18 protein-coding genes are annotated in these 15,095 nt (G+C 66.3%); 6 read left to right on the plus strand and 12 right to left on the minus strand.

The window, feature by feature from the left end; genetic code table 11:
* Positions 1–165: 165 nt before the first annotated feature.
* Complete coding sequence (gene ruvB / locus VH567_RS16435; protein WP_056061260.1) at positions 166–1,191, minus strand: Holliday junction branch migration DNA helicase RuvB; 1,026 nt, start codon at positions 1,189–1,191, stop codon at positions 166–168.
* A 54-nt stretch (positions 1,192–1,245) separates the two neighbouring features.
* On the opposite strand from ruvB, the gene VH567_RS16440 reads away from it, so the two are divergent.
* Complete coding sequence (locus tag VH567_RS16440; protein WP_423327311.1) at positions 1,246–2,169, plus strand: 2-hydroxyacid dehydrogenase; 924 nt, start codon at positions 1,246–1,248, stop codon at positions 2,167–2,169.
* A 155-nt stretch (positions 2,170–2,324) separates the two neighbouring features.
* Here the strand turns inward: VH567_RS16440 and ruvA are convergent, their stop codons facing one another.
* From ruvA to VH567_RS16465, 5 genes are all read right to left on the minus strand, one after another.
* Complete coding sequence (gene ruvA, locus VH567_RS16445; RefSeq protein WP_423327312.1) at positions 2,325–2,924, minus strand: Holliday junction branch migration protein RuvA; 600 nt, start codon at positions 2,922–2,924, stop codon at positions 2,325–2,327.
* Between the two features lie 82 nt (positions 2,925–3,006).
* Positions 3,007–3,996 (minus strand): hypothetical protein, encoded by a 990-nt coding sequence (locus VH567_RS16450; RefSeq protein ID WP_423327313.1) that lies wholly within the window; start codon positions 3,994–3,996, stop codon positions 3,007–3,009.
* A gap of 181 nt (positions 3,997–4,177) precedes the next feature.
* Entirely contained in the window at positions 4,178–4,684 is a 507-nt protein-coding gene (gene ruvC / locus VH567_RS16455) for a crossover junction endodeoxyribonuclease RuvC (RefSeq protein WP_423327314.1), read from the minus strand.
* 204 nt (positions 4,685–4,888) lie between these two features.
* The gene (locus VH567_RS16460; protein WP_107951882.1) at positions 4,889–5,632 is read right to left on the minus strand and encodes a YebC/PmpR family DNA-binding transcriptional regulator; all 744 of its coding nucleotides are present in this window, start codon (positions 5,630–5,632) and stop codon (positions 4,889–4,891) included.
* A gap of 30 nt (positions 5,633–5,662) precedes the next feature.
* Positions 5,663–6,205, minus strand: coding sequence for a DUF1003 domain-containing protein (locus VH567_RS16465; protein ID WP_423327315.1), 543 nt, complete (start codon positions 6,203–6,205; stop codon positions 5,663–5,665).
* A 112-nt stretch (positions 6,206–6,317) separates the two neighbouring features.
* Between VH567_RS16465 and VH567_RS16470 the strand changes: the two genes are divergently transcribed.
* Positions 6,318–7,781, plus strand: coding sequence for an ATP-binding protein (locus VH567_RS16470; protein ID WP_121904341.1), 1,464 nt, complete (start codon positions 6,318–6,320; stop codon positions 7,779–7,781).
* Positions 7,782–7,793: 12 nt separating this feature from the next.
* Here the strand turns inward: VH567_RS16470 and VH567_RS16475 are convergent, their stop codons facing one another.
* The 3 genes from VH567_RS16475 to VH567_RS16485 form a co-directional block, all read right to left on the minus strand.
* Positions 7,794–8,078: a DUF1294 domain-containing protein gene (locus VH567_RS16475; protein WP_423327316.1), complete on the minus strand. Its 285-nt coding sequence runs from the start codon at positions 8,076–8,078 to the stop codon at positions 7,794–7,796.
* Positions 8,079–8,165: 87 nt separating this feature from the next.
* The gene (locus VH567_RS16480; RefSeq protein WP_197942503.1) at positions 8,166–8,408 is read right to left on the minus strand and encodes a DUF2312 domain-containing protein; all 243 of its coding nucleotides are present in this window, start codon (positions 8,406–8,408) and stop codon (positions 8,166–8,168) included.
* A 167-nt stretch (positions 8,409–8,575) separates the two neighbouring features.
* Complete coding sequence (locus VH567_RS16485; RefSeq protein ID WP_423327317.1) at positions 8,576–8,890, minus strand: DUF1244 domain-containing protein; 315 nt, start codon at positions 8,888–8,890, stop codon at positions 8,576–8,578.
* Positions 8,891–8,969: 79 nt separating this feature from the next.
* Between VH567_RS16485 and pyk the strand changes: the two genes are divergently transcribed.
* The 4 genes from pyk to VH567_RS16505 all read left to right on the plus strand — a co-directional run bounded on the left by pyk (position 8,970) and on the right by VH567_RS16505 (position 13,809).
* Complete coding sequence (gene pyk, locus VH567_RS16490) at positions 8,970–10,433, plus strand: pyruvate kinase (protein WP_423327318.1); 1,464 nt, start codon at positions 8,970–8,972, stop codon at positions 10,431–10,433.
* 618 nt (positions 10,434–11,051) lie between these two features.
* Positions 11,052–13,106, plus strand: a complete 2,055-nt coding sequence (locus tag VH567_RS16495) for a carbon starvation CstA family protein (RefSeq protein ID WP_423327319.1) — start codon at positions 11,052–11,054, stop codon at positions 13,104–13,106.
* Positions 13,103–13,291 carry a YbdD/YjiX family protein gene (locus VH567_RS16500; RefSeq protein WP_423327320.1) on the plus strand — a complete coding sequence of 63 codons (189 nt, stop codon included), beginning with the start codon at positions 13,103–13,105 and terminating at the stop codon, positions 13,289–13,291. Before VH567_RS16495 ends, VH567_RS16500 begins: the two co-directional genes overlap by 4 nt.
* Entirely contained in the window at positions 13,288–13,809 is a 522-nt protein-coding gene (locus VH567_RS16505; protein ID WP_423327321.1) for a biliverdin-producing heme oxygenase, read from the plus strand. The genes VH567_RS16500 and VH567_RS16505 overlap by 4 nt, the downstream gene beginning before the upstream one ends.
* 21 nt (positions 13,810–13,830) lie before the next feature.
* Here the strand turns inward: VH567_RS16505 and VH567_RS16510 are convergent, their stop codons facing one another.
* Genes VH567_RS16510 through VH567_RS16520 form a run of 3 tightly spaced genes read right to left on the minus strand, consistent with a single transcriptional unit; the run spans position 13,831 to position 14,940 of the window.
* Positions 13,831–14,133: a polyhydroxyalkanoic acid system family protein gene (locus VH567_RS16510; RefSeq protein ID WP_056411856.1), complete on the minus strand. Its 303-nt coding sequence runs from the start codon at positions 14,131–14,133 to the stop codon at positions 13,831–13,833.
* A gap of 9 nt (positions 14,134–14,142) precedes the next feature.
* On the minus strand, positions 14,143–14,562 hold the full coding sequence (locus VH567_RS16515) for a VOC family protein (RefSeq protein ID WP_423327322.1): 420 nt from the start codon (positions 14,560–14,562) through the stop codon (positions 14,143–14,145).
* A 48-nt stretch (positions 14,563–14,610) separates the two neighbouring features.
* On the minus strand, positions 14,611–14,940 hold the full coding sequence (locus VH567_RS16520) for a hypothetical protein (protein ID WP_423327323.1): 330 nt from the start codon (positions 14,938–14,940) through the stop codon (positions 14,611–14,613).
* Between the last annotated feature and the right edge of the window lie 155 nt (positions 14,941–15,095).

Here is a 15,095-nt window from a genome sequence, read left to right on the forward strand (position 1 = left end):
TGTTGCGGCCAAGTTCGATCGATCTCCGGGTGTCGATTCTTACAAATGAGATTGGTGCGGATCGCGGCGAGCAAATCTCACCGGCTACGTTACCCCCTCCTCCTTGTTCTCCCGCGAAGGCGGGAGCCCAGTCTGGGTCCCCGCCTTCGCGGGGAAACACGCTAGTTAAGCGTCGAACAGGCCATCCTGGCTACCAGCGGGCGGGTTCAGGCCGAGATGCTTCCAGCCACCCGCGTTCAAAAACCGGCCGCGAGCGGTCCGTGCGATCAGGCCGAGCTGGATCAGATACGGCTCGATCACCTCCTCGATCGTATCGCGCGGTTCGCTCAACCCCGCCGCCAGCGTCTCCACCCCGACCGGGCCGCCGCGGTAAATATCCGCGATCATCATTAGATAGCGCCGATCCATCGCATCCAGTCCGAGCGAATCGACCTCAAGCCGATTAAGCGCAGCATCCGCCGCCCGCGCGTCGACCGTCTCGTGCCCCGCGACATTGGCGAAATCGCGCACCCTTCGCAGCAGGCGCCCAGCGATGCGCGGCGTCCCGCGAGCTCGCCGCGCAATCTCCATCGCGCCATCCTTGGCGATGCCCAGCCCGAGCAGGCCGGCGGCGCGCGTGACGACGCGCTCCAGTTCCTCGACCGTATAGAATTGCAGCCGCACCGGGATGCCGAAGCGGTCCCTCAACGGCGTCGTCAGCAACCCCTGCCGCGTCGTCGCGCCGATCAGCGTGAACCGCGGCAGGTCGATCCGCACCGACCGCGCCGATGGCCCCTCGCCGATCATCAGGTCGAGCGCACGGTCCTCCATCGCCGGGTACAGCACTTCCTCGACCGCGGGCTGCAACCGGTGGATCTCGTCGATGAACAGCACGTCGCCATCCTCGAGATTGGTCAGCAGCGCGGCGAGATCGCCCGACTTGGCGATCACCGGGCCCGAGGTGGCGCGAAACCCCACGCCCATCTCGCGCGCGACGATCTGCGCGAGCGTGGTCTTGCCGAGCCCCGGCGGCCCGAAGAACAGCACATGATCCAGCGCATCGCCGCGCGATTTCGCTGCCTGGATGAAGATGCGCAGATTCTCGCGCGCGGCCTTCTGCCCGACGAATTCGTCGAGCGTTTTAGGGCGTAGCGCGGCGTCGACGTCTTCGGGACGCTTGGCGGCGGTCAGGATGCGGTCAGTATCGGTCACCCGCTCGCGATAGCGCGCTCGCGGTGAAGGGGGCAAGGCGGCTATGGAGCGGTCATGACCAACGATACCGCACAACTCGATCCGAACCTGCCCGACCTGTATCTACTCGGCGGAGTCTCACCCGCGTTGGAAGCGACGCTCGCCGAGCGCTTCACACTGCACCGCAACGATCCGCCGCTAACGACGCGGGCGATCGTCGGTGGCGGGACCAGCGTGGTCGATACCGCACTGCTCGATCGCCTGCCCGTACTGGAGATCGTCGCGATCCACGGCGTCGGCCATGACGGGATCGACCTCGCCGCGACCCGGGCCCGCGGCGTTGCCGTGACGACGACGCCCGACGTGCTGACCGATGACGTCGCGGATCTCGCGATCGGACTTATGCTGGCGGTGCAGCGGCGAATCGTCGCGAATGATCGTGCGGTGCGGGACGGCGGCTGGCAGGTCGATCTTGCGCGTCGGGCGAGCGGTCGGCGGATAGGCATCTTCGGGCTCGGCCAGATCGGCAGGGCGATCGCGAAGCGGGCTGGGCCGTTTGCGAGCGAAGTCCATTATACCGCGCGCTCTGCCAAGCCGGATTTCGCGGGGGTGTTCCATGCCGACATCGTCGCGCTCGCGACGGCGTGCGACGTGCTGATCATCGCCGCGCCCGGTGGCGACGCGACGTCGCATATCGTCGATGCCGGTGTTCTCGGGGCGCTTGGCAAGGACGGGATCTTGGTCAACATCGCCCGTGGCAGTCTAATCGACGAACCGGCGCTGGTGGCCGCACTCCAGGCCGGGACGATCGCCGGTGCGGGACTCGACGTGTTCGCCGACGAACCGACCGTACCCGATGCCCTCAGGACGATGGATCAGGTCGTCCTGTCCCCGCATCAGGGCAGCGCGACCGTGGACGGGCGGGCGGAGATGGCGGCGCTGGTCGTCGCCAATCTCGACGCACATTTTGCGGGGGAAGCGTTGCTTACGCCGCTCTAAAACGGGTGCAATCTGGAACAGAGGCAGCCCCTTTTTCCGTTCGCCCTGAGCGAAGTCGAAGGGTGCGCTCGAAGTGCAGGTGCTTCGACTTCGCTCAGCACGAACGGAAGAGGAGAACCAGCAAAAGCTTAGAACGAATCAAACGGCTCCTAACCCTAGGACTTGGACGCCTTGCGCAACGCCAGTCGCACCAGCGCGTCGAGCGAAGCCCCCGGCCCCAGCTCCTCGTCCGCCGCGGCCACCGCCACGCTCGCCTCGTTGGGCCGGAACCCGAGGTTGAGCAACGCCGACACCGCATCCGCCGACGCTCCCGGCGCGGCATTGACCGCCGCCGGCCCAAGGCCGATCGCGAGCCCGCCGACCTTGTCCTTCAGTTCCATCACGATACGCTGGGCGAGCTTTGGCCCCACCCCGTTGGCGCGCGCGACCATCGCCTTGTCGCCACTCGCGATCGCACGGCTCAGGTCGACCGGCTCCAGCGCCGACAATATGGCGAGCGCGACGCGCGCTCCGACGCCCTGCACGCCCGTCAGCAACCGGAACCAGTCGCGCTCGTCCGCGCTGGAAAACCCGACCAGCCGCTGGAAATCCTCGCCCACCAGCAATTCGGTGAACACGGTACACGCCTCGCCGATCGGCCCGAGCGCCGACAGGGTGCGTGCCGATGCGCCGACCAGATAGCCGACGCCGCCGACGTCGATCACCGCATGGTCGATACCCGTGGAATCCAGCCGTCCTTTGAGATGCGCGATCATGGTGCCATCCGGTAGAACAAAGCGCGGTCGGCGTCATCCGCCAAAACCAGGCCTGAGGCCCTATAGCGACCGGACGGCTACGTCACAGGCGGGGTTGCGAATCGCCCTGCTCGACGGGCAATCGGCTCGTCGCGTGCACGGCGGTTTTCTGAACGACGTGGAGCGCCTGCGTGGGCAGCCCGATCACCGCGGCCCGGGCACGCAGGCTGGCTTTCAGGAACACCGTGTCCGACGCCATGAACCGGCGCGGCGTCGTCCCGAGAAACGTGCCGGCATCGCGCAGGAAATGCGACGCGTCGAAATAACTGCTGTCGATCATCGAATAATCGCTCGCGCCCTCGGCCATCATCAACCGGATGAACGACCGCAGGAACCGTGCCCGCCGCAACAGCAGCTTGGGCGGCATCCCGAAATACCGCGTCGCCATGCGCCGCAGATCATGCGTCGGGATATCGAGCCGTTCGGCGACGTCCTTCATCTCGATCACGCCGTCGGTGACGGTCAGCGCGGTGAACGCCCTGATCAGGTCCTCGCGCGGATGCGGGCGCTGGAACATCGGCCCGAGCACCGAATCGAGCAGCGGCTTGATGAACGAATCATCGTCCAGCGCATCTAGCCCGCCGACCAGCCGTCCGGCCAGGCCGGCACCAAGCACGCTGTCGAGCGGCACGATGCGATTATGGTAGTCGCCTGCCGAGCGTGCGGTCAGCCGCGCCCAGCCGAGTGCGCTCAGACCGATGCCGACCGCGATCCCGCCGGTCGTCTCGGTCCTGAAGGCGCGGCTGGTGGGGCCATAGAAACTGGCGCGATCGAGCGGCCCGAAGCGGTGGTTGCCGATCGACGCCGTCAGCGGCCCCGCATCGACCAGGATCGACAGCATCGCCGGCGCGGGCAGGTACCAGTTGATCATCGGCGCGCGATCCGAAGCCGCGTAGATCGCATACCCGGTCAGATACTCGGCCAGTGCCGTGTCGGGCAGGTCGTAGCGCATGCTCATGCCGTCGGGCATCGCGAACGCCGCCGGTGGGACATTCGCGCTGTTCGTGCCCCCACGCATCTGATCCACAAACATCGACGCGCCTTTAATGCATGTTATTAAGTTTCAGTTAATCGACGACTGCCACAGCAATCCTGTCTTGGCCATCGAAAGTTGATCGATTGCTGCGCCCGGAGCTCGGCGCGCGCCATGGGATTGGTGTTCCAGCGGCTGCGCGGATTCCGCGTTCGCTACGACGCGGTCGGTACCCGGTGGATCAGGTGCCGGTACCGCTTCGCCGGGCCAGCGCAGCCGCACTCGCGACGTGGTGCGCATGCGTGATCGCCACCGCGAGCGCATCGGCGGCATCGGGGCCGGCGAGCTTCGCGCCCGGCAGCAGCACCGCCATCATCGCCTGAATCTGCTTCTTGTCCGCGCCGCCGGTGCCGACGACGCCCTTCTTGACGGTCGAGGGGTGGTATTCGCCGATGTGCAGCCCCGCGCCGGCCGCTGCCAGCAACACGACGCCGCGCGCCTGGCCAAGCTTGAGTGTGGATTGCGCGTTGGTGTTGCCGAGCACTTCCTCGACCGCGGCGCCGTCGGGGCGTTCGGTACGGATGACGTCGATCAGCGCGTTATACAGCGCGGTGAGGCGGCGGGGGAGCGCCATCGACGGATCGGTCTTGATCTGGCCGTTGGCGATATGGCTCAGGCGGTTCCCGTCGGCGCGGATGACTCCCCAACCGGTGGTGCCCAGGCCTGGGTCTAGTCCTAGGATGATCATGCGAAGAAGGAAGAAGTTTGGTTCGCGCAGAGGCGCAGAGGCGCGGAGGGGGTGCGCTTTTGGCTATCGTCTCGCGTTAGCGGGACTTTTACCTCATCTTGCTGACCAAAGGCTGAGACGCCGCTGGCGCTGAAGACGATTGCACGAAGCGCCACTCTCCGCGCCTCTGCGCCTCTGCGCGAACCAATCTTCCTTCTCATTCCCTCAACCCAGCGACTCCATGATCTCGTCGGAGATTTCGTAATTGCCCCAGACGGTCTGCACGTCGTCGTCCTCGTCGAGCGCATCGATCAGCTTGAACAAGGTCGCCGCATCGTCCGCTTCGACCGCGACCATCACCTGCGGGCGCCAGGCGAGCTTGGCGCCTTCGGCCTCGCCGAGCTTGGCTTCCAAAGCCTTGGCCACCTCGTGCAGGTCGCCCTGCGCGGTCCAGACCTCATGGCCGTCCTCGCTCGACGTGACGTCCTCGGCGCCAGCCTCAAGTGCCGCTTCGAACACCGTGTCGGCATCGCCTGCGCTCGCTGGATACGAGATCAGCCCGACGCGATCGAACGCGTGGCTGACCGAACCGCCCGCGCCGAGGTTGCCGCCGTTCTTGCCGACCGCGACGCGCACGTTGGTCGCGGTGCGGTTGCGATTGTCGGTCAGCGCCTCGATGATCAGCGACACGCCGCCGGGGCCGAAGCCCTCGTAGCGGATTTCCTCGTAATTCTCGGCATCGCCGCGGCTAGCCTTGTCGATCGAGCGCTGGATGTTCTCCTTCGGCAGCGACGCCGCCTTGGCCGCGTTGACCGCCGCGCGCAGGCGCGGGTTCATGTCGACGTCGGGCAGCCCCATCTTGGCCGCGACCGTGATCTCGCGGCTGAGCTTGCTGAACGCCGACGAGCGCTTCTTGTCCTGCGCGCCCTTGCGGTACATGATATTCTTGTATTTGGAATGGCCTGCCATCGGTGCCTCTAATAGCCTGATGGGGTGGCTTTAGGACGGTGAGGCCGTTTTCGCCAGAGCGTCGATCTTCGCCTCGATCGCCTCGAGGCGCGCCAGCACCAAATGGTCGATCTTGTGGTGCACGCGTAAAATGTCGAGTTCGGCGCGCAAGTTGGTCTCATAGTCGAGGCTCGCGGCAAGGCGATCCTTCGCCGATTGCCGGTTCTGGCTCATCATGATGACAGGCGCCTGGATCGCCGCGACCGTCGACAGCAGCAGGTTGAGGAAGATGTAGGGATACGGATCGAACGCGCGCCCGAAATGCACGAGGATATCCGAGTTCAGCAGCATCCACCCGATCAGCACCGCGGTGAAGGCGATGATGAACCCCCACGACCCGCCGATCTTCGCGACCCGGTCCGACAGCCGCTCGCCGAAGGTGGCGCGCTCGTCCGAGACGTCGGCAGCGTCGCGGCTGACCGTAGTCCCCGCCTCGATCCCCGCAAGGACGCGGCGCTCCTCCTCGTCGAGGTCGCCCGGCGCCTTGCCGAGGAGGCGTTGCGCGAGATCGGCGAGCGGGGAGTGTGTAGCCATGCCCCAAGGCCTAGCCGGGATTGCGGATTATTCCAGCGCGCAAAGTCCCGCTTGCGACGGAAGCCATAAAGACTCCTTGCTCCCATACGCCCGCACCTGCCAAACGCGCGGCATGACGGTTAGCGTGAATATGGGCACCGACGGCAATGGTACTGCCGTCGGCGTCGACCTGGAGGAACTACTCGCCACCCGCCTGTTGGTGCAGGGCAATTCGGGCTCGGGGAAATCGCATCTGCTGCGCCGGCTGCTCGAGCGATCGGCGGGCCATGTCCAGCAGATCGTGATCGATCCTGAAGGCGATTTCGTGACGCTCGCAGGGCCGCACGGGCACGTCGTGATCGAGGCGGGCGATTATAGCGAACGCGAGATCGCGCGGATCGCGACGCGGTTGCGGGAACATCGGACGTCGGCGGTGCTGAGCCTCGAGGGGCTCGAGGTCGAGGGCCAGATGCGGTGCGCCGCGTCGTTCCTGTCCGCGCTGTTCGATGCGCCGCGCGAGCATTGGTATCCGGTGCTGGTGGTGGTCGACGAAGCGCAGATGTTCGCGCCGGTGACAGGCGGCGAAGTGTCCGAGGAAGTCCGTCGCGCGTCGCTCGCCGCGATGACCAACCTGATGTGCCGCGGGCGCAAACGCGGCCTTGCTGGCGTGATTGCGACGCAGCGCCTCGCGAAGCTGGCGAAGAACGTCGCTGCGGAGGCGTCGAACTTCCTCATGGGGCGCACCTTCCTCGACATCGACATGGCGCGCGCCGCCGACCTGCTGGGCATGGAGCGGCGTCAGGCCGAAGCGATTCGCGATCTCCAGCGCGGCACGTTCATGGCGCTCGGGCCGGCGGTGTCGCGGCGACCGATCACGGTGAAGATCGGCGACGTCGCGACGTCGGCCCGCAGCGGCAGCCCGAAGCTCACCCCCCTCCCCAGCGCCGCGCCGATGGATCTGCAGGACCTGCTGTCCGAGCCGGTCGTCGACGCCCCCGAACTCGGCCTGATGTTCGATTCGCGGCCGCGTCGCGTGCCGGCGGAGGAACTGCTCGACGGCATCGCCCGCCCGCCCGAACCGCGCACCGCGGCTCCGCCGCCGCCCGAGAAGACCGACGACGAGGTCGAGGCGGTCTACGCCGACGTCTTCCGCGCGATCGTCGAGGATCCTGAGTCGACGCTGCGGCCGCCGTCGGTGCTATTCCAGGATTTTCAGGTGCGGTGTCGGATGGGTGGGCTGGCCAAGCCGCCACTCGATCTCCCCGGCTTCGTCCGCCGCCTGAGCTGCGCCCGCGCGGGAATTTTCGACATGACCGACGAAGCCTGGACCGCTGCGCTGGACGTGGCGAGCGGCCTTCCCGACGACATGCTGGGTGCGTTCTTGCTGGTCGCGAGAGCGGCACGCGAAGGCGAACCGTGCCCGTCGGATGCGCGGATTGCCGCAACTTATGGGACGAGTTCGATCGGCCGCGTGAAACGGCTGATCGGCTATATCGAAAGCCGCGAACTCATTGTCTGTAGGACAGATCTCGCGGGGAAACGCTCGATCACGATTCCAGGGTTGGGCTGGACGACGTTGCCCGCCGAGGCGGCCTAGGATCGGCCGGCGCTAGAACACGAAGGCAAACGCCAGCCCCGCAACGACGCCGACCTGCACCATCGCGATGATCTGGAGCCGACCGACGAACGGTTGCTTGCGAGTTTTGTGACGAAAGCGACCCCGCGCCCAGAACGCGCCGGGGCTGCCACCGAGCGCCGCGAACCAGAGCAAGCGGGACTCGGGGATGCGCCAAGCTCCGGTCAGCGATCGCCGCTTGTCGACCGCAAACGCAGCGACGGTGACCATGTTGATAGCCAGGACCAGGGCGAGTGCCATGATGATCGGGAGAAACATTCTCTACCGGTACATCACGCGAGTTAATGCGGTACCCCCGCCCGATCCCATATCGAGCGAGAGACACCGCGGAAGATTAGAAGATCCTCAGATCATTCCCAGCGCCTGGAGATACACCTCGAGGATCGCCTCCTCCTCCTGATACTCTTCCTTCTTCTTCTTCCGGATCGACAGGATTTTCCGGATCGCCTTGGGGTCGTAACCGCGGCCCTTGGCTTCGGCCATCACGTCCTTGATGTCGTCCGAGATACCCTTCTTCTCTTCTTCGAGACGCTCGGCGCGCTCGATCAGCAGGCGCAGTTCGTCCGCTGCGACCGCGCCGCCGCCCATGCCGTGTTGCCGTTCGTCAGACATCGAAAATTCCCCACTCGCCGACGCCACGCGCCAGCCTAAAGCCAATCGAGATACAAGCCCGCACCGGTGACCGCCGTCTCACGACGTCGTGAATCATGCCGCTGCTGGTGCCGGAAGGCGTCTAGGCGTTTACCGTGCTTGGCTCAATCGCCTGAATCGAACGGCGCGTTCTTCGCGACACTCGCCTTCATCCGTTCGAGTTGCTCAGGGCTTGCGTCGCCCTGGTGATGCGCCTTCCATTCTGCGTACGGCATTCCGTACACCGTCTCCCGCGCGGCATCCCTCGACATGCCGCCAGCCTCCTCGACCCAGTCCGACAGGCAGTTCCGGCAGAAACCGGCCAGCCCCATCAGGTCGACATTCTGCGCGTCCTCGCGGTGGCGGAGGTGGCGGATCAGGCGGCGAAAGGCTTTCGCCGCTACGGCATCGTCCAAAGTATCGAGGCGATCGGGATTCATTCGTATGCTCCGTGGTTGATCGTACGGAGATAGGGTTTAAGGCCCGTCGCGGCAAAGACCTCCCCCAGGAAACGCACGCATGACCCACGCCATTGCTCCCCGTTTGCGGAAAGTCCGCATCCTCGCGACGCTCGGCCCCGCCAGCAGCACCCCCGAGATGATCGCGACGCTGTTCCGCACCGGCGCCGACGCGTTCCGCATCAACATGAGCCACGGCGACCAGCAGTCGAAGATCGCCGTGATCCAGGCGATTCGCGCGCTAGAAAAGGAATATGGTCGCCCCTCGACCATCCTCGCCGATCTCCAAGGGCCGAAACTGCGCGTCGGCAAGTTCGACGGCGGGCGCACCGTGCTGGAAACCGGTTCGACCTTCCTGCTCGACCGCGACCCGACGCCGGGCGACGCAACGCGGGTGGAACTGCCGCATGACGAGATCTTCGCGGCGATCGAGCCGGGCGCGCGACTGCTGCTCGACGACGGCAAGCTGGTGTTGCGCGTCGTGTCGCACAGCCCACGCCAGATCACGACGCGGGTCGAGGTCGGCGGTGCGCTGTCGAACAGCAAGGGGCTGAACGTCCCCGACGTCGTGCTGCCGATGGCCGCGCTGACCGAGAAGGACCGCAGCGATCTAGACTTCGCGGTCGACCAAGGCGTCGACTGGATCGCGCTGTCGTTCGTCCAGCGTCCCGAGGATCTCTGGGAAGCGCGGAAGCTGATCGGCGGCAAGGCTGCGCTGATGGCGAAGATCGAGAAGCCCGCGGCGATCGAGCGGCTCGAGGAGATCGTCGAGGCGTGCGACGGCGTGATGGTCGCGCGCGGCGATCTCGGCGTCGAGATGCCACCGCAGGCGGTGCCGCCCCTGCAGAAGCGCATCGTCGAGGTCTCGCGCCGGATGGGCCGCCCGGTGGTCGTCGCGACGCAGATGCTCGAATCGATGATCACCTCGCCCTCGCCGACGCGCGCGGAAGTGTCGGACGTCGCAACCGCGGTGTATGACGGCGCCGACGCGATCATGCTGTCGGCGGAGAGCGCGGCGGGCGCGTGGCCGGTCGAATCGGTCGCGATGATGGATGCGATCGGCGTGTCGGTCGAGGGCGATCCCGAGCACGGCGACCGCATGCACTTCACCGTGATGAAGCCCGATCCGACGACCGCGGATGCGCTGGCCGAGGCGGCAAAGAACATCGCGGCGACGGTGTCGGCGGTGGCGATCATCTGCTTCACCACGTCGGGCTCGACCGCACGGCGGATCGCACGCGAGCGGCCGTCGGTGCCGTTGCTGGTGCTGACCCCGAGCCAGGAAACGTCGCGGCGGCTCGGGCTGTTGTGGGGAACGCATGCGGTCCACACGCGCGACGTCGAGTCGTTCGAGGACATGGTCGCGAAGTCGAAACGGATGGCGTTGCGGCATGGGATCGCGAAGGCGGGGGATCGGGTGATCGTGCTCGCGGGCGTGCCGTTTCGGACGCCTGGGTCGACCAACGTGCTGCATGTGGTTCGGATCGTGGGTGACGAGCTGAAGGGGCATCACTCGCAGGTTTGAGTTTGGGCAGGCGCGTGAAGGCCGGCTGATGGGCTGAAATGCCCACGCCCACCCTTCTCTGGAGGAGAGGGGTGGGAGTTGGTCGGCTTCCCCAAGGCCCGACGGTCGTGGAGAAGCCGACCAACCCACCCCCAGCCCCTCCCTGCCAGGGAGGGGAGCAAATTCGGCGCGGACCGTCCAAGCCGGAACCCCGTCACGCGAGCGCACCGTGCCCCGTCATGCCGGGCTCGTTCCGGCATCCACCGTTCCGCATGTTCGCGGCCCGTGGAGTATGCGGAACGGTGGGCCCCGGCCTCCGCCGGGGTGACGGAAGAGAGGTTATTGCCGGCTTCGAGCGGGGTGCCCTCAAGGTCGCAGCATGCCAACAGAGCACGCTGTCTGGCCACGTTTGCCGGGATCGTATCGTTCTTGACCAATCCCTACCCCGGCGGAGGCCGGGGCCCAATTGGAAAGGTTGCCACAACGGAGCGGGTAGCGTCGCCACTCCCGTCCCCAATTGGGCCCCGGCCTCCGCCGGGGTGGAGCGTTGACCTTCTGTCCAAGACCTAATCTAGGCTAGCGCTCGCCTCCCGAATACGCGATGTCGCGCAGGACGGACCGCACGGGAGGGCGAGCGCAATGACATTACGCGAGAAAATCGGTTGGGGTGCACTGGCCCTCCTCGCAGCCTGCGCACTTGCGGTCGTCGCGTTCGAGCGGGGCGAGCATGTCAACGCGCTGTGGATCGTCACCGCCGCCGTCTCGGTCCAGCTGATCGCGTACCGATTCTACGCTCGGTATATCGCGCGCCACGTCATGCAGCTCGATCCGTCGCGGCAAACCCCGGCGCTGCGCCGCGCGGACGGGCTCGACTATGTCGCGACCGACCGCAACGTCTTGTTCGGCCACCATTTCGCCGCCATCGCCGGTGCCGGCCCCCTCGTCGGCCCGGTGCTCGCCGCGCAGATGGGCTACCTCCCCGGCACGCTCTGGATCCTCGCCGGCGTCGTGCTCGCAGGCGCGGTGCAGGATTTCATGATCCTGTTCATCTCTATGCGGCGCGATGGGCGGTCACTCGGCGAGCTGATCCGTATGGAGATGGGCGCGATCCCCGGCGTGATCGCGCTGGTGGGTACGTTCGCGATCATGGTCATCATCCTCGCCGTGCTCGCGCTGATCGTGGTGCGTGCGCTCGCGGGCAGTCCGTGGGGACTGTTCACGGTCGCCGCGACGATCCCGCTGGCGTTCCTGATGGGTATCTACACGCGCTGGATCCGCCCCGGAAAGGTCGGCGAAGTCTCCGTGCTCGGCGTCATCGGGCTGCTCGCCGCGATCGTCTATGGCGGCACCGTCGCCGCCTCGCCGACACTCGCGCCGCTGTTCACACTGACGCCGGTACAGCTCTGCGTGCTGATGGTCGGCTACGGCGCGGTCGCCTCCGTCCTGCCGGTGTGGCTGCTGCTTGCGCCCCGCGACTACCTGTCGACGTTCCTCAAAATCGGCGCGATCGTCGCGCTCGCGATCGGCATCGCGGTGGTTGCCCCGCCGCTCAAGATGCCTGCGCTCACCCCGTTCATCGACGGATCCGGCCCAGTCTGGTCGGGCGGACTCTTCCCGTTCCTGTTCATCACGATCGCGTGCGGCGCGGTGTCGGGCTTCCACGCGCTGATCGCGAGCGGCACGACGCCGAAACTCATCGCCAGCGAAGGCGACGCGCAGTTCATCGGTTACGGCGCGATGCTGATGGAGAGCTTCGTCGCGATCATGGCGCTGGTCGGCGCGTCGATCCTCGATCCCGGCGTGTATTTCGCGATGAACAGCCCGGCGGCGGTGGTCGGCACCGACTTCGCCTCGGCGGCGACCGCGGTGACGGCGATGGGCTTCCCGATCACGCCCGAACTGCTCGCGCAGACCGCGAAGGACGTCGGCGAGACCACGATCGTCTCGCGGACGGGCGGCGCACCGACGCTGGCGGTGGCGATGTCGGAGATCTTCAGCCACCTCGTCGGCGGGCAGGCGATGAAGGCGTTCTGGTATCACTTCGCGATCCTTTTCGAGGCGCTGTTCATTCTCACCGCAGTCGACGCGGGCACGCGCGCCGGGCGGTTCATGCTGCAGGACCTGATCGGGCTGGCGGTGCCGTCTTTCCGTAACGCGTCCGCCATTGTGCCGGGGCTGATCGCGACTGCGCTTTGCGTGATCGCGTGGGGCTTCTTCCTGTATCAGGGCGTCACCGATCCATTGGGCGGCGTGAACACGCTGTGGCCGTTGTTCGGCATTTCGAACCAGATGCTGGCGGCGGTCGCGCTCGTGCTGGCGACGGTGGTGCTGTTCCGCATGAAGCGCCAGCGTTACGCGTGGGTGACGATCCTGCCCGCCGCGTGGCTGTGCCTGTGCACGATCACCGCCGGGCTGATGAAGCTGTTCGCGAGCGATCCCAAGGTCGGGTTCCTCGCGCATGCTTCGAAGTTCGCGGATGCGGCGGCGCGCGGTGAATTGCTCGCGCCAGCCAAGACGATGGCCGAGATGCAGCGGATCGTGCTCAACGACCGGATCGACGCGGGGTTGTGCGCGCTGTTCCTGGCGGTGGTGCTGTCGATCGTCTTCTTCGGCATCCGCACCTGCCTCGCGGCGCTGAAGATCGATCGGCCGACGGTGACCGAAGTCCCGCCGCAACTGGTGGCCGCGGAATGATCCGCGCGCTGTATGCAAAGGCACGCGAGACCGCGCTGCTGATGGTCGGCGTGCCGTCCTACACCGCCTATTGCCAGCACATGGCCGAGCGGCATCCGGACCACCCGCCGATGGACGAACGCGCGTTCTTCCGCGATCGGCAGGAGGCTCGGTACGGCAGCAAGGGCGGAGGGCGCTGCTGTTGACGGAGACTGCATCGACCGTCGCTCGACTCCGGGCAGCGACGGCGAGCGATCACGATGCGGTCGATGCCGGGTTCGGACGCTATGACCTGCGCGATGCGGACGATTACCGCGCGTTCCTGATCGCGCATGCCAAGGCGTTGCCGGCTGTGGAGGCTTGGCTGGACGATATCCCAGGCCTCGCCGCGGTCCGATCACGGGGTGACGCGCTTGCCGCGGATCTCGCCGCCTTGGGCGAGGAGATGCCTGCGCCGATGACGTTCGACTTAGCGCCGAGCGAGGCGGCCGGCTGGGGCGCTATGTATGTAATCGAGGGCTCGAGGCTCGGCGGCATCATGTTGTCGCGGTCTGTGCCCGACGGCATGCCGTCGGCGTATCTCGGTGCGAAACATCTGTCGGGCGAATGGCGCGCGTTGCTCGCGACGATCGATCAACAGCCGGCAGACGAGGCCTGGATCGCGGATGCGGTCGCCGGCGCGAAGGCTGCGTTCGCGCTGTATCGGCGCGCGCCGGAGGCCTGATCCGCCCCCGGCGCTTTCGGGTCAGCGCAGCAGTTTCGGTGCTTCCTTGCGGATCATGTCCTGGATCTTGCTCGCGAACAGCCCGAGGATGCCGGGCAGGTCGACGACCGCGTGGACGTTGGTTTCGAACACCGTGACCGCGCTGGCGATCGTCTGGCCCATCGCCTGGATCGTGAAGTGCAGCGTGTCCCCGTCCCAGCGGTGATCGGTCACCGAGCCACCGGGGATGCTGGCGCTGATCTTGTCGATCCCGCCGTCGAGCCGCGCGCGGACTGCAGCCTTGCCGAGCTGATGGGGAACGTCGACGGTGATGGGGTTGGCCATGAATAGTCCTTAGGTCGCGAAAAGCATGTCGTCGTTGGCGAACGCCTTGAACTCGAGAGCGTTGCCGCTGGGATCGCAAAAGAACATCGTCGCCTGCTCGCCGGGCTCGCCCTTGAAGCGGACATAGGGCGCGATCCCGAATTGCACGCCCGCGGCGGTGACGCGTTCCGACAGCGTGGTCCAGTCGTCCATCGTCAGGACGACGCCGAAATGCGGCACGGGGACGGCGTGGCCATCAACCGCATTCTCGACCGCGACGGGTTTGGCGGAGGGGTCGAGATGCGCGACGATCTGGTGGCCGAACAGGTCGAAATCGATCCACTGGTCGCTGGAGCGGCCTTCGCGACAGCCGAGTGTGGCGCCGTAGAAGGTGCGGGCCGCGGCGAGGTCGTGGACCGGGAAGGCGAGGTGGAAGGGGCGTAGGGTCATGAGTATGCTATAGATCTCAACGCCGACCGCAGTCACCCCTAACCGGCCTTAGAACGGCGCGGCCGCCGCGACCGGCGAAGCGTTTTGCTGGAACCGGCGTTCCTCCATGTTGAAATACGCCTTCCGATCCAGCTCCGCCCAATGAGATTTCGGCAAGCACCGCTTCTTTATGAGATGCGTCCCGGACTTGCCTTCGCTCCGGCAGACTTTAGGATCTTTGGCCGCGGCGATCTTCGTATCGGCAGTGGCCGCCTGTGGAGTAACATCTTGCGCCAATGCCGCGGCAGGGATCATTGCCGCGAGAGCCAAGGTTGCGCATCGCATTTTGCGTGATCCGGCAACGGCTAACAAGGTACGCTGTACGCCACGGTCCTTCATTGTCTTCTCCCTGGTTTCAAACCGCAGACTAACCATCCCCGACCGCGCGTCTAGAGCCGAAGAGCGAGATTACGCGGTCCGGATGATATCGTGTGACCAACTATCAATTGGCGCGGGTCCGGGGCGGGATTTCGGGGGGGGGGGGGGGGGGNGGG

The organism is Sphingomonas sp. 4RDLI-65, from assembly GCF_049472435.1.
Lineage (GTDB): Bacteria > Pseudomonadota > Alphaproteobacteria > Sphingomonadales > Sphingomonadaceae > Sphingomonas.

Bases quoted from the DNA above. Each gene is read 5' to 3' on its own strand.
- VH567_RS16440 (WP_423327311.1), top strand. From the start codon at position 1,246: ATGACCAACGATACCGCACAACTCGATCCGAACCTGCCCGACCTGTAT.
- ruvA (WP_423327312.1), bottom strand. From the start codon at position 2,924: ATGATCGCGCATCTCAAAGGACGGCTGGATTCCACGGGTATCGACCAT.
- VH567_RS16450 (WP_423327313.1), bottom strand. From the start codon at position 3,996: ATGTTTGTGGATCAGATGCGTGGGGGCACGAACAGCGCGAATGTCCCA.
- ruvC (WP_423327314.1), bottom strand. From the start codon at position 4,684: ATGATCATCCTAGGACTAGACCCAGGCCTGGGCACCACCGGTTGGGGA.
- VH567_RS16460 (WP_107951882.1), bottom strand. From the start codon at position 5,632: ATGGCAGGCCATTCCAAATACAAGAATATCATGTACCGCAAGGGCGCG.
- VH567_RS16465 (WP_423327315.1), bottom strand. From the start codon at position 6,205: ATGGCTACACACTCCCCGCTCGCCGATCTCGCGCAACGCCTCCTCGGC.
- VH567_RS16470 (WP_121904341.1), top strand. From the start codon at position 6,318: ATGACGGTTAGCGTGAATATGGGCACCGACGGCAATGGTACTGCCGTC.
- VH567_RS16475 (WP_423327316.1), bottom strand. From the start codon at position 8,078: ATGTTTCTCCCGATCATCATGGCACTCGCCCTGGTCCTGGCTATCAAC.
- VH567_RS16480 (WP_197942503.1), bottom strand. From the start codon at position 8,408: ATGGGCGGCGGCGCGGTCGCAGCGGACGAACTGCGCCTGCTGATCGAG.
- VH567_RS16485 (WP_423327317.1), bottom strand. From the start codon at position 8,890: ATGAATCCCGATCGCCTCGATACTTTGGACGATGCCGTAGCGGCGAAA.
- pyk (WP_423327318.1), top strand. From the start codon at position 8,970: ATGACCCACGCCATTGCTCCCCGTTTGCGGAAAGTCCGCATCCTCGCG.
- VH567_RS16495 (WP_423327319.1), top strand. From the start codon at position 11,052: ATGACATTACGCGAGAAAATCGGTTGGGGTGCACTGGCCCTCCTCGCA.
- VH567_RS16500 (WP_423327320.1), top strand. From the start codon at position 13,103: ATGATCCGCGCGCTGTATGCAAAGGCACGCGAGACCGCGCTGCTGATG.
- VH567_RS16510 (WP_056411856.1), bottom strand. From the start codon at position 14,133: ATGGCCAACCCCATCACCGTCGACGTTCCCCATCAGCTCGGCAAGGCT.
- VH567_RS16515 (WP_423327322.1), bottom strand. From the start codon at position 14,562: ATGACCCTACGCCCCTTCCACCTCGCCTTCCCGGTCCACGACCTCGCC.
- VH567_RS16520 (WP_423327323.1), bottom strand. From the start codon at position 14,940: ATGAAGGACCGTGGCGTACAGCGTACCTTGTTAGCCGTTGCCGGATCA.